This window comes from Pseudomonas sp. KU43P, assembly GCF_033095865.1.
In the GTDB taxonomy this organism is placed as follows: Bacteria; Pseudomonadota; Gammaproteobacteria; order Pseudomonadales; family Pseudomonadaceae; genus Aquipseudomonas.
Window position 1 is genome coordinate 1046837 of record NZ_AP019365.1, and the last position, 13061, is coordinate 1059897.

The 13061-nt window shown below is 62.5% G+C and carries 11 protein-coding genes; 4 read left to right on the forward strand and 7 right to left on the reverse strand.

Translation table 11 applies throughout. The features are described from left to right. Positions 1-26: 26 nt before the first annotated feature. Positions 27-1190, reverse strand: a complete 1164-nt coding sequence (locus KU43P_RS04705) for a type III PLP-dependent enzyme (protein ID WP_317661270.1) — start codon at positions 1188-1190, stop codon at positions 27-29. Between the two features lie 505 nt (positions 1191-1695). Between KU43P_RS04705 and KU43P_RS04710 the strand changes: the two genes are divergently transcribed. From KU43P_RS04710 to KU43P_RS04720, 3 genes are all read left to right on the forward strand, one after another. Further along, on the forward strand, positions 1696-2184 hold the full coding sequence (locus KU43P_RS04710) for an RNA polymerase sigma factor (protein WP_317661271.1): 489 nt from the start codon (positions 1696-1698) through the stop codon (positions 2182-2184). A 17-nt stretch (positions 2185-2201) separates the two neighbouring features. Next, on the forward strand, positions 2202-3164 hold the full coding sequence (locus KU43P_RS04715; RefSeq protein ID WP_317661272.1) for a FecR family protein: 963 nt from the start codon (positions 2202-2204) through the stop codon (positions 3162-3164). A gap of 106 nt (positions 3165-3270) precedes the next feature. Continuing rightward, positions 3271-5700 (forward strand): TonB-dependent siderophore receptor, encoded by a 2430-nt coding sequence (locus KU43P_RS04720; RefSeq protein WP_317661273.1) that lies wholly within the window; start codon positions 3271-3273, stop codon positions 5698-5700. A 152-nt stretch (positions 5701-5852) separates the two neighbouring features. On the opposite strand, the gene KU43P_RS04725 is transcribed toward KU43P_RS04720, so the two are convergent. Genes KU43P_RS04725 through KU43P_RS04740 form a run of 4 tightly spaced genes read right to left on the reverse strand, consistent with a single transcriptional unit; the run spans position 5853 to position 9295 of the window. After that, entirely contained in the window at positions 5853-7010 is a 1158-nt protein-coding gene (locus KU43P_RS04725; RefSeq protein WP_317661274.1) for a betaine/proline/choline family ABC transporter ATP-binding protein, read from the reverse strand. Continuing rightward, entirely contained in the window at positions 7007-7660 is a 654-nt protein-coding gene (locus KU43P_RS04730) for an ABC transporter permease (RefSeq protein ID WP_176515377.1), read from the reverse strand. The genes KU43P_RS04725 and KU43P_RS04730 overlap by 4 nt, the downstream gene beginning before the upstream one ends. Continuing rightward, positions 7657-8568, reverse strand: coding sequence for a glycine betaine ABC transporter substrate-binding protein (locus KU43P_RS04735; RefSeq protein WP_317661275.1), 912 nt, complete (start codon positions 8566-8568; stop codon positions 7657-7659). Before KU43P_RS04735 ends, KU43P_RS04730 begins: the two co-directional genes overlap by 4 nt. A gap of 13 nt (positions 8569-8581) precedes the next feature. Beyond that, the gene (locus tag KU43P_RS04740; protein WP_317661276.1) at positions 8582-9295 is read right to left on the reverse strand and encodes an ABC transporter permease; all 714 of its coding nucleotides are present in this window, start codon (positions 9293-9295) and stop codon (positions 8582-8584) included. A gap of 561 nt (positions 9296-9856) precedes the next feature. Between KU43P_RS04740 and KU43P_RS04745 the strand changes: the two genes are divergently transcribed. After that, a complete protein-coding gene (locus KU43P_RS04745; RefSeq protein WP_317661277.1) occupies positions 9857-11440 on the forward strand; it encodes a peptide chain release factor 3 in 1584 nt (527 codons plus the stop codon). A gap of 117 nt (positions 11441-11557) precedes the next feature. Here the strand turns inward: KU43P_RS04745 and KU43P_RS04750 are convergent, their stop codons facing one another. Together KU43P_RS04750 and KU43P_RS04755 are read right to left on the reverse strand one after the other, a co-directional pair. After that, positions 11558-12637 (reverse strand): polyamine ABC transporter substrate-binding protein, encoded by a 1080-nt coding sequence (locus tag KU43P_RS04750; protein ID WP_317661278.1) that lies wholly within the window; start codon positions 12635-12637, stop codon positions 11558-11560. Between the two features lie 52 nt (positions 12638-12689). Continuing rightward, entirely contained in the window at positions 12690-13031 is a 342-nt protein-coding gene (locus KU43P_RS04755) for a cupin domain-containing protein (protein WP_317661279.1), read from the reverse strand. Between the last annotated feature and the right edge of the window lie 30 nt (positions 13032-13061).

Here is a 13061-nt window from a genome sequence, read left to right on the forward strand (position 1 = left end):
ACGGGGCCTTTCGGCCCCGTTCGGCATTACAGGTAGTAAGCCTTCAGCGGCGGGAAACCGTTGAATTCCACTGCGCTGTAGCTGGTGGTGTAGGCACCGGTCGACAGCCAGTACAGGCGGTCACCGATCGCCAGGTTCAGCGGCAGGCCGTACTTGTAGTTCTCGTACATGATGTCGGCGCTGTCGCAAGTCGGGCCGGCGATGACCACTTCTTCTGCCTCGCCTTTCTTTTCGGTCCAGATCGGGAACTTGATGGCTTCGTCCATGGTTTCGATCAGGCCAGAGAACTTGCCCACGTCGGTGTAGATCCAGCGCTCGACCGCAGTACGCGACTTGCGCGCCACCAGCACCACTTCGCTGACCAGGATACCGGCGTTGGCGATCAGCGAACGGCCCGGTTCCAGGATGATTTCCGGCAGGTCGTCACCGAAGTCTTCCTTGAGGAAGCGGATGATCTCTTCGGCGTAGGTCTCCAGGCTGTTGGTACGGGTGATGTAGTTGGCCGGGAAGCCGCCACCCATGTTGATCAGCTTGAGCTCGATGCCGTCTTCTTCCTTCAGGCGCTCGAAGATCACCTTGACCTTGGCAATGGCCGCGTCCCACACGCTGATGTCGCGCTGCTGCGAGCCTACGTGGAAGGAAATGCCGTATGGCACCAGGCCCAAATCGCGGGCGAGGATCAGCAGGTCCATGGCCATGTCGGTCTGGCAGCCGAACTTGCGCGACAGCGGCCAGTCAGCGGTGGTCGAGCCTTCGGTGAGGATACGTACGTACACCTTGGAGCCCGGCGCTGCCTTGGCGATGTTGCGCAGGTCGGCTTCCGAGTCGGTGGCATACAGGCGCACGCCCTTATCATAGAAGTAGCGGATGTCCTTGGACTTCTTGATGGTGTTGCCGTAGCTGATACGGTCAGCGCTGACGCCGCGGCCCAACACCTTGTCCAGCTCGTAGATCGAGGCGATGTCGAAGCTCGAACCCTTCTCTTTGAGCAGGTCGATGATCTCGACGGCCGGGTTGGCCTTGACCGCGTAGTAGACCTTGGCGAATTCGAACCCAGCGCGCAGGTCGTCGTAGGCCTGGCTGATCATCTGGGTGTCGATGAGTACGAACGGGGTTTCCTGCTTGTCGGCGAACGCCTTCATTTTCTGGAAGGTGTCACGCGCGAAATAGTCTTCGACCTGGATCGACATGCTCAGGGACTCCATGGGCAAACTGAAAAGATAAGTGGCTGCAAACTGAACGTCCTCCGTATCCCCACTTTGGTTCGCCTACTCAGTACTTGAGCCGGATGGATCGTTTCCAGCATGGACGTTCGGCGCGCACTTTAGGGCGTGAACACGGCAAGATCAACAGGCAATCCGGGCGCGTTCGTCGTGGATCTGGGCCCTATCGTTTGAATAACCGACTCGTGTGACCGGCAGATGTTCCCTGGGATGTTTCAAGCGTAAAAAATTGTGGAATAGACCGCAGGGAGGCCATCGCGGATGAATCCACTGCTACGGGCTTTTCCGGTTTTCTGCAGGAGCGGATTCATCCGCGATGCGGCTTCAGGTGTTCATATTTATGGCCACGCCAATTGGCACTTTGGTGCATGAAATTCCTCTTAAATTTTTTGTTACCGATCGGCGGAATTGCCGCAATTGATGAGAAACATTACTATTCGCACCCTCATCCGCCTCCCTGACGACCGAGACCGTGTCTGGACACAAAGGCTTCCTCGACCACTACCATGAGCTGATCGGCACCTGGACGCGCAAGCTACGCAGTCGACAGCATGCCGAGGACCTCACCCACGATGCGTTTGTGCGGGTACTGGAAAACCCGCGCGAGCAGGTCGAGCAGCCTCGTGCCTACCTGCATCAGACGGCGCGCAACATCGCGGTGGACAGTTTTCGCCGTGAGGACCGACGCCAGGCCCTGGAGCTGGAGGCCTTCGACGAGGGCGCCAGCGGCACCAGCGACCCGGAGGCTTATGTGCATGCCCTGGAACTGGCCGAGAGCGTCGAGCGGGCGCTGGCCGAGCTGCCGGTCAATTGCCGTCGGGTATTCATCTGGCAGAAGATCGAAGGCCTGACCCAGGCCGAGATCGCTGAGCGCATGGGTTTGACCAAGAACATGGTCGAAAAGTATATGATCCGCACGCTCCGACATCTGCGTGAGCACCTGGATGTGTCGGCACGATGAGTCAGGAGACCTTCCCCATGAAACAGCACGCTACCGATAGCGTCCGCGAGCAGGCGGCCAAATGGTTCGCCCGCGTGCAGGATGCGCCTCGCGATGCCGGGCTGCTGGCGCAGCTCGAGGCCTGGCTGGCGGTCGATCCGCAGCACCGTGAGGAATACCAGCAGCTCGTGCGGTTGTGGCAAGCCAGCGACTTCATTCCACGCCAGCGCCTGGAAGCGCTGTGTCAGGCCGAGCCGGTGCGGCAACTGCCGCGTCGACGCCTGTTGCAGCGGGCGTTGGCGGCCAGCGTGGCGGTGGTGGCTCTGGGGCTGGGCTGGGGCGGTTGGCAGTACCAGCAGCTGAATCATCAAGACACCTTGCAGACGGCGTTTGGTGAGCGTCGCCAGGTGGAGCTGCCGGACGGCTCGCACCTGGACCTCAACGGCGCTACCGACCTGCAGGTCGATTTCAGCCCGGGCCGGCGACACATCGTGCTGCGCACGGGCGAAGCGATGTTCAGTGTCGCCCATGACAGCGCCAGGCCATTCGTGGTCGATACCGCCCAGGGCAAGGTGACCGTCACCGGTACCCGTTTCGATGTGCGCCAGGACCCGGCAGCCACCCGCGTGGCCGTCGAGCAGGGCTCGGTGCGCGTACAGGGCAAGGGCAGCGCGCTGGCGCAACTGAGTGCCGGTCAAGGTTCGCATATAGATGTACAGGGCAACGTGGCCGCCCCCTACGCGGTCAATGCTGCTGAACTGACAGCCTGGCGCCAGGGCAAGCTGGTCTTCGACAACGCCACCCTGGCCGAGGTGGTCGCCGAAGCTTCGCGCTACCGCACCCAGCCGTTGCGGGTCGCGCCCGGCAAGGTGGCGCAGTTGCGGCTGTCCAGCACCTTCAGCATCGACGACACCGACGCCCTGCTGCGCGCCTTGCCGAGCATCCTGCCGGTGGCCATCAAGGACCACGAAGATGGTTCGCGCGAAATAATCGCGAAATAGATTCAGGTTTTTTTCCGTTCGTTCGTCTTCCCCGCCAGCTGCAACTGCCAAGCATTTCCATTTGCATGCGATTGGCGTTATCCCGACCTTCAGGATGTTTGACGACGTGAACAACAACAAGCCTTTTCCACGCTTCCGCGCCCTGGCGCTGGCCCTTGCGGTCAGTACCGTGGCTGTCAACGGCCAGGCTGCACAGGCTGGCGCCGCTATCCAGATCCAGGCACAACCATTGGCTTCGGCGCTGAGCCAGCTAGGCCAGCAGACCAACCTGCAACTGTTCTTCAGCTCGGAGCTGGTGGCCGGCAAGCAGGCGCCAGCGGTTTCCGGCCAGCTGACGCCGGTGGAGGCACTGCAACAGCTTTTGCAGGGCAGCGGGCTGACCTACGAGATGTCCCAGGACACCGTGGTGGTCAAGCCACTGCCGAGCACTGTCGACCTGGGCAGCGGCAGCCTGGAACTGGCACCCACCGACATCAAGGTGGTCGGTGACTGGCTGGGTGATGCCGATCAGGCCGTGGTGCAGAACCACCCCGGTGCACGCACGGTGGTACGCCGCGAAGCCATGGTGGAAAAGGGCGCGATGAACGTGCGCGACGTGCTGCGCGGCATCCCCGGGGTGCAGGTTCAGGATTCCAACGGCACCGGCGGCAGCGACCTGTCGCTCAACGTGGGTGTGCGCGGCCTGACCTCACGCCTGTCGCCACGCTCGACGGTATTGATCGATGGCATCCCAGCGGCCTTTGCACCTTATGGCCAGCCGCAGCTGTCGATGGCACCGATCTCCTCGGGCAACCTCGACAGCATCGACGTGGTCCGCGGCGCAGGTTCGGTGCGTTATGGTCCGCAAAACGTCGGCGGGGTCATCAACTTCGTCACCCGCGCGATTCCCGAAAAAGCCTCGGCAGAGCTGTCTACCACGCTGGAAACGTCGCAGCACGGTGGCTGGAAGCACACCGAGTCGGCCTTCGTTGGCGGGACCGCCGACAACGGCATGGGCGTTGCGCTGCTGTATACCGGGGTGAACGGCAACGGTTACCGTGAGAGCAACAACGGCAACGACATCGACGACGTGATCCTCAAGACTCACTGGGCGCCCACCGACGTCGACGAGTTCTGGCTCAACTTCCACTACTACGATGGCCGCGCCGACATGCCCGGTGGCCTGACCCAGGCGCAGTACGACAGCAACCCGTACCAGTCGCTGCGCGACTACGACTACTTCGCCGGGCGGCGCAAGGACGTGTCGTTCAAATGGCAGCGCCAGCTCGACGAGGCCACCCAGTTCGAAGTGCTGACCTACTACACCGACAGCTTCCGCGGCAGCGCCATCGCCTCGCGTGACATGAAGACCCTGTCGTCGTACCCGCGCAACTACCACACCTTCGCCATCGAGCCGCGGGTGTCGCGAATCTTCTTCACCGGCCCCGCTACCCAGGAAGTCAGCGTCGGCTACCGTTACCTGAAAGAAGCCATGCGCGAGCAGTCCACCCGCCTGGCCTTGATCGACAACGTGCCAACGCAGACCCCGACATCCGATGGCCATGTGTTCCAGGACCGCAGTGGCGGCACGGAGGCCAGCGCCTATTACATCGATGACAAGATCGATATCGGCAACTGGACCATCACCCCGGGCATCCGCTTCGAGCACATCAACACCGACTGGCGCGACCGCCCGGTGCTGGGCGCCAACAACAAACCGGTACCGGAGAAGAACCGCAGCATCACCAGCAACGAACCGTTGCCGGCGCTGAGCGTCATGTACCACATCTCCGATGCCTGGAAACTGTTCGCCAACTACGAGACCTCGTTCGGCAGCCTGCAGTACTTCCAGCTGGGCCAGGGCGGCACTGGCAACAGCACGGCCAATGGCCTGGAACCGGAAAAGGCCAAGACCTACGAAATCGGCACGCGCTATGACAACGGCGGCTTCGCGGGCGAGCTGACCGCGTTCTACATCGACTTCGATGACGAGCTGCAATACATCAGCAACGATGTGGGCTGGACCAACCTGGGTGCGACCAAGCACCAAGGGATCGAGGCGTCTGTGCGGTATGACCTGGTCGGGCTCGACCCACGCCTGGACGGCCTGTCGGTCAATGGGGGCTACACCTATACCCGCGCCACCTATGAAGGGGACATTCCTGGCTTCAAGGGCCGCGACCTGCCGTTCTACTCGCGCCAGGTGGCCACCGCAGGCGTGCGTTATGAAATCAATCGCTGGACCTGGAATCTGGATGCCTACGCCCAGTCCAAGCAGCGAGCGCCGGGTACCGGGATCAATGCCGATGGCAGCTTCAATGGCGACTACATCACCGAGCCGAGCGCAGATGGGCAGTATGGCGACATTCCGGGTTACGTGACCTGGCATGCCCGTGGCGGTTATGACTTCGGGCCGAAGCTGTCGAACCTGAAAGTGGCAGCGGGGGTGAAGAACCTGTTCGACAAGCAGTACTTCACCCGCTCCAGCGACAACAACGCCGGCATCTATGTGGGTGAGCCGCGCACCTTCTATGTGCAGGCCAGTGTAGGGTTCTGATACTGCGGCGGCCCAATCGCCGGCAAGCCGGCTCCCACAGGGAACTTACAGGCTCAAGCCTTTGTGGGAGCCGGCTCCCACAGGGAACTTACAGGCTCAAGCCTTTGTGGGAGCCGGCTTGCCGGCGTTGGGGGCGCAAAGCGCCCCCACGATCAGGACGCCACCGCCTCGGCCGGCGACACGATGCTGGTCTTGCCCCCTCGCGATCTGCCCGAACTCAGGTAAGCCGCAATCGACTCCTGCGTCACCTCCCCCAGGAACACCTGTTCCGCATCCAGCACCGGCAACCAGGCCCGATTGAACTCGTACATCCGCGACAACAGGATGCGCAGATGCTCATCGTGCGACGCCGTGGCATTGAACGGGCGCAGGAAGTCGCCGCACACCCCATGCTGGCGGTGCATGTCACGCCGGCGCACATAGCCCAGCGCCTTGTTCTGCCCGTCGGTCACAACCACGTAGCGCCGGTCGTGCTCGTCGAGCAGTTCCAGGGCATCGCTGACCGGCGTCTCGGGGCTCACCGACGGCGCGTTGTCTGCCGCATCCTCGGCACGTACCAGCAGCAGGCGCTTGAGGGTGCTGTCCTGGCCGACGAAGTTGCTGACGAAATCGTCCACCGGGTGCGCCAGCAAGGTATCCGGGTGATCCAGCTGTAGCAGCTTGCCGGCGCGGAAGATGGCGATCTTGTCGCCCAGCTTGATCGCTTCGTCGATATCGTGGCTGACCATGATCACGGTCTTGTTCAGCGCGCGTTGCATCTCGAAGAACTCGTTCTGGATCATCTCGCGGTTGATCGGATCGACCGCGCCGAACGGCTCGTCCATCAGCAGCACTGGCGCCTCGGCGGCAAGGGCGCGAATCACACCGATACGCTGCTGCTGGCCACCGGACAGCTCGCGCGGGTAGCGCTGCAGGTACTGCTTGGGTTCGAGCTTGATCATGCTCATCAGTTCGCGGGCACGGTCGTGGCAGCGCTGCTTGTCCCAGCCCAGCAGGCGTGGGACCACGGTGATGTTCTCTTCGATGGTCATGTTGGGGAACAGGCCGATCTGCTGGATCACGTAACCGATGTGGCGGCGCAGGGTCACTTCATCCAGGCCGCTGGTGTCTTCGCCGTTGATGAATACCTGGCCGGAAGTGGGCGTGATCAGGCGGTTGATCATCTTCAGCGTGGTGCTTTTGCCGCACCCCGAGGGGCCGAGGAATACGCAGATTTCGCCTTCGTTGACGGTGAGGCTGACCGAGTCGACGGCTTTGACGTCCTTGCCGTTGACGTTGAAGGTCTTGCTGAGGTTCTTGAGTTCGATCATGAGCGCAGTCCTTCTGGAGTCAGGGCACGTTGCAGGGTTTGCAGGAGCAGGTCGGCAATGATCGCCAGCAGGCTGACCAGCACGGCGCCGACCAGCAGCATCGACATGTCGCTGCGGCTGATGGACGTGAGGATGAGCACGCCGAGGCCGCCGGCGCCGATGGTGGCGGCGATGGTCATGACGCCGATGTTCATCACCACAGCGGTGCGCACGCCAGCGAGGATCACCGGCACCGCGATGGGTAGCTCGACCATGCGCAGGCGCTGGCCGAAAGTCATGCCGATGCCGCGAGCGGCTTCGCGGATGCCCGGCTCGACATTGGTCAGGGCGAGGTAGGTGTTGCGCAGGATCGGCAGCAGCGAATAGAGGAACACTGCCGTGATCGCCGGCAGCGGGCCGAGGCCCTGGCCGAACTTGGAATAGAACGGCAGCAGCAGGCCGAACAAGGCGATCGAGGGAATGGTGAGCAGCACCGTGGCGCTGGCCTGCAGGGGGCCGGCCAGGGCGGGGAAGCGGGTCATCAGGATGCCCAGTGGCACGCCGAAGAGGATCGCCAGGCCCACGGCGATGCCGACCAGCATGATGTGCTGCCAGGTCAGTTGCAGCACCAGGGCCCAGTCGAGGTGGGTGAAAGCGTCGAGCAGATTCATGGCTGTACCTCGCTCAGCGGGTGATCACGCAGGAACGCGGCGGCGACGGAGGTCGGGCTCTGGTGCTGCACGTCGACCTTGGCGTTGAGCTGGCGCATGGTTTCGTCGTCGAGTTGCTCGGCCAGCGGCTTGAGCAGGGCGACCAGTTGCGGGTGGGCGTCGAGCACGGCCTGGCGCACCACCGGGGCGGCGGTGTAATCGGGGAAGTAGTGCTTGTCGTCTTCCAGCAGCTTGAGGTTGAAGGCGTTGAGGCGGCCGTCGGTGGTGTACACCAAGCCGGCGAACACCTGGTTGTTGCTCATGGCCGTGTAGACCAGGCCGGCATCCATCTGGCGGATATTTGCGCGGCCCACCTGCAGGTCGTACATCTCCTTCAGGCCCACCAGGCCATCCGGGCGGTTGGCGAATTCGGTGTCCAACGCGATCAGATGATTGCGCCGGCTTTCGTCACGCAGCACCTGGTTGAGGTCGCTGATCGAGTTGACCTGTGGATAAGCCTCGGCCACTTGCTTGGGCAGGCCCAAAGCGTAGGTATTGCTGAATTTCGACGGAGTCAGCCAGATCAGGCCTTTCTTGGCATCCAATTGCTTGACCCGGGCGTAGGTGGCCTCGGCACTGGGCATGCGTTCGTCAATGTGGTTGTACGAAACCAGCGACACCCCGGTGTATTCCCACATCAGGTCGAGCTGGCCGGTTTCCTGGGCCTGGCGCGCCAGGCTGCTGCCCAGGCCCCCGGTGACACGCACGTCAAAGCCGTTGGCGCGCAGATACTGGGCGGTAATTTCGGCGAGCACGGTCTGTTCGGTGAACACCCGCGCGCCGATGCGGATCAGCGGTTTTTCCGCTGCCTGGGCAAAACCTGCGAACAGCAGGGCCGCGCCCAGGAGCAAGGCGATTCTCTTCTTCATACGTTCCCTCTTGTCAGTGGGCCAGGCCGCGTTCCAGCCAGCGCTTGCTGGAGAAACTCACCAGCGCATCGAGCAGCAAGGCCAGCAGCGCCGTGCAGGCGGCGCCCAGCAAAAGCTGCGGCTGGTTGTTCAGGGCGATGCCCGGGAAGATCAGGCTGCCCAGGCTGTTGGCGCCGATCAGGAACGCCAGGGGCGCGGTGCCGACATTGAGCGCCAGGGCCACACGCACACCGCCGACGATGATCGGCACGGCATTGGGCAGCTCCACCTGCCAGAGTTGCTGGCGCGGGGTCATGCCGATGCCGGTGGCGGCTTCCTTGAGCGAGGCGGGGACGTTCTTCAGGCCTTCGTAGGTGTTGCGCACGATCGGCAGGAGGGAGGCGAGGAACAGCGCGAAGATCGCGGGCCCGGCGCCGATGCCCAGGATACTCAGGGCGATGGCCAGAACGGCCAGGGGAGGGATGGTGTTGCCAACGTTGAAGAACTGCATGAAGCGCTCGGCTTTGTCGACCCGGTGCGGTCGACTCAAGGCAATGCCGGCGGGGATGCCCACGGCCAACGCCGCCGCCATCGAAGCCAGCACCAGAACCAGGTGCGCTTGCAGGTAGAACCCAAGATCGTCGCGATAATGCGCGATCGTGTCGATGCCGATCCAGTGGATCAGCAGGGCCAGGATGACGAGCACGGCGGCCCATCCCAACAGCCCTTTTCCGTAGCGTGTAGCCACAGGCGGACTCCTTGTGTTGTCGGCGAGCACACTCTTTTTTTGACCGACCATGGTGGGCGGCGAGTGGTGTGTTCGCGAGTAAGCAGCGTGAAGCAACCGAAGGCTGCGATCAGGCCATGAGCCGAACCCCGTCGGGCCCGAAAATGCTGATGAAACCAGTCCCCAAGCGAAGCGGGTTGCAGGGGAGTGGACGTCTCCGAGGGCGTAAAGGTTCCCATCTGAAGAGGCATTTGGCCAGTGCTAATCACTGGGGTGCTGGAATCTTGGCGAGAAAAAACAGCGGGTTATGGCGCTGTAGGCGTTGAAATAACTGCCCTGTGGCCATTTATCGTGATAAAGCGGTTGCAGGGTGAATTTATTGTGGCTGTGCGGGCCCTATCGCCGGCAAGCCGGCTCCCACGGGGGATCTTCACAAGCCTCAGGCCTTGTGCAGTACCTGTGGGAGCCGGCTTGCCGGCGATAGCGCCGGAACAGGCGCCACTCATTCGGCAGATTTTGGTCCGCGCCCAACTTCAGGTATGATATCGCCCCTTTTTAAATCCCCCATTCAGGCGATTTCCCATGACCAACCAGGCCGCCGAAGTCGCGAAGCGCCGCACTTTCGCAATCATTTCCCACCCCGACGCCGGTAAGACCACCATCACCGAGAAGCTCCTGCTGATGGGCAAGGCCATTGCCGTCGCCGGTACCGTGAAGTCGCGCAAGTCCGACCGCCACGCCACCTCCGACTGGATGGAAATGGAGAAGCAGCGCGGCATCTCCATCACCACCTCGGTGATGCAGTTCCCGTACCGCGAGCACATGATCAACCTGCTCGACACCCCCGGCCACGAAGACTTCTCCGAAGACACCTACCGCACCCTGACCGCGGTGGACTCGGCGCTGATGGTGCTCGACGGCGGTAAGGGTGTAGAGCCGCGTACCATTGCTCTGATGGACGTCTGCCGCCTGCGCGACACGCCCATCGTCAGCTTCATCAACAAACTCGACCGTGACATCCGCGACCCGATCGAACTGCTCGACGAGATCGAGGCAGTCCTGAAGATCAAGGCCGCGCCGATCACCTGGCCGATCGGTTGCTACCGCGACTTCAAGGGCGTGTACCACCTGACCGGCGACTACATCGTGGTCTACACCCCCGGCCACGGCCACGAACGCACCGAAGCCAAGATCATCCAGAACCTGGACTCGGACGAGGCCCGTGCTCACTTGGGCGACCAGTACGATTCGTTCGTCGAACAGCTCGAACTGGTGCAGGGCGCCTGCCATGAGTTCAACCAGGAAGAGTTCATCAACGGCCAGCTGACCCCGGTGTTCTTCGGTACCGCACTTGGCAACTTCGGTGTCGACCACGTGCTCGACGCGGTCGTCGATTGGGCGCCGCGCCCGCTCGGCCGTGTGGCCCACGAGCGCACCGTGGAGCCGGTCGAGGAGAAGTTCACCGGCTTCGTGTTCAAGATCCAGGCGAACATGGACCCGAAACACCGCGACCGTATCGCCTTCATGCGCATCTGCTCGGGCAAGTACGAGAAAGGCATGAAGATGCGCCATGTGCGTATCAACAAGGACCTGCGCGTGGGCGATGCGCTGACCTTCTTCTCCTCCGAGCGCGAGCAGCTGGAAGAGGCGTATGCCGGCGATATCATCGGCCTGCACAACCACGGCACCATCCAGATCGGCGACACCTTCACCGAAGGCGAGGCGCTGGGCTTCACCGGTATCCCGCACTTCGCCCCGGAGCTGTTCCGCCGCGTGCGCCTGAAGGACCCGCTGAAATCCAAGCAGCTGCGCCAGGGCCTGCAGCAGCTGGCCGAAGAGGGCGCGACCCAGGTGTTCTTCCCCGAGCGCAGCAACGACATCATCCTGGGTGCGGTCGGTGTGCTGCAGTTCGACGTGGTCGCCAGCCGGCTGAAGGAAGAGTACAAGGTCGAGTGCGCCTATGAGCCGATCACCGTGTGGTCGGCGCGCTGGATCGCCTGCGATGACAAGAAGAAGCTCGAAGACTTCCAGAACAAGGCCATGGAGAACCTGGCGATCGACGGCGGTGGGCACCTGACCTACCTGGCGCCGACCCGAGTCAACCTGGCGCTGATGGAAGAGCGCTGGCCGGATATCAAGTTCCGCGCGACTCGCGAACACCATTGATCGGCACAGTGGCCCTATCGCCGGCAAACCGGCTCCCACAGGGATATCTACAGGCCTCAAGCCTTGTACGGTGCCTGTGGGAGCCGGCTTGCCGGCGATAGGGCCGGTGCGGAAAAGCTAGTTCCCCGCCTTGATACTGGTCCAGATCCGCGTCCTGATGCGGTCGATCTTCGCCGGCATCGCCTCCAGCGCATACAGCTTGCCCATCACCTCGTCATTGGGGTAGATCATCGTGTTGCCTTTCATCGCCGGGTCCACCAGCCCGTCAGCCTTGAGGTTGCCGTTGGCGTACTGCACGTGGTTACTGATGTTGGCCATCACTTCTGGCTGTAGCAGGTAGTTCATGTAGGCATAGCCCGCCTTCTCGTCCGGCGCATCAGCCGGCATGGCGACCATGTCGAACCACATCGGCGCGCCTTCCTTGGGTATCGAATAGCCCACCTTGACCCCGTTCTTCGCCTCGTCGGCGCGGTTCTTCGCCTGCAGCACGTCACCCGAGAAGCCTACTACCACGCAAATGTCGCCATTGGCCAGGTCGCCGGTGTACTTGGAGGAGTGGAAGTAGCTGATGTACGGGCGCACCTTCATCAGCAGCGCCTTGGCCTTCTCGTAATCCTGCGGATCCTGGCTGTGGTGCGGCAGGCCCAGGTAGTGCAGGGCGATCGGCAGCAGCTCCGGGCCGTTGTCGAGCACGGCGACGCCGCAGCTTTTCAGTTTGCTCATGTACTCGGGCTTGAAGATCAGGTCCCAGGAATCGACCGGGGCGTTGTCGCCGAGCACCGCCTTGACCTTGTCGATGTTGTAGCCGATGCCCGTGCTGCCCCACAGATAAGGGAAACCGTACTGGTTGCCCGGGTCGTTGACCTCCAGCGCCTTGAGCAGCACCGGGTTCAGGTTTTGCCAGTTGGGCAGCTGCGTCTTGTCGAGTTTCTTCAGGGCCTTGCCCTGGACCTGCCGGGCCATGAAGTGGTTGGACGGAAACACCACGTCATAACCGGAGTTGCCGGTCATCAGCTTGCCGTCGAGGGTCTCGTTGCTGTCGTACACGTCGTAGGTCGGCACGATGCCGGTGGCTTGCTGGAAGTTCTTCAGGGTGTCGGGCGCGACATAGCTGGACCAGTTGTAGATCTTCACCGTGTCGGCGGCGCTGGCCACGCTGGCGGCCAGCATCAGGGGTGCGATAAGGAGCGTGCGCATGTCGGGGTTACCTTGCTTTGTCTGTTGTTATCGAAGGCAGGCGATCAGCGGATCAGAAGATGAGAACGTAGGTCTTGCGCACGGTTTCCTGGATGTCCCAGATACCGGTGCTGTTGGCCGGTAGCATCAATGCGTCTCCGGCTTCTATGAGCAGGGTCTCGCCACCGTCGGGGGTGAAGGTGCAGCGGCCCTTGATGAAATGGCAGAACTCCTGTTGCACGATCTGCCGCCGCCAGCGCCCGGGGGTGCACTCCCAGATGCCGGTCTCGACGCCGTCGCTGCGCTCCACGCAAGTGACCGAGGCCACTGACACGGGTTCGCCAAGGGGTACCGCGACCGGGTTGGCGCTGTCCAGCACGGCGCTGTCGGTGTGTTTGAACTGGGTGATGCTCATTGCCGGTGAGTCCTGTGCAGATGAAAGGGA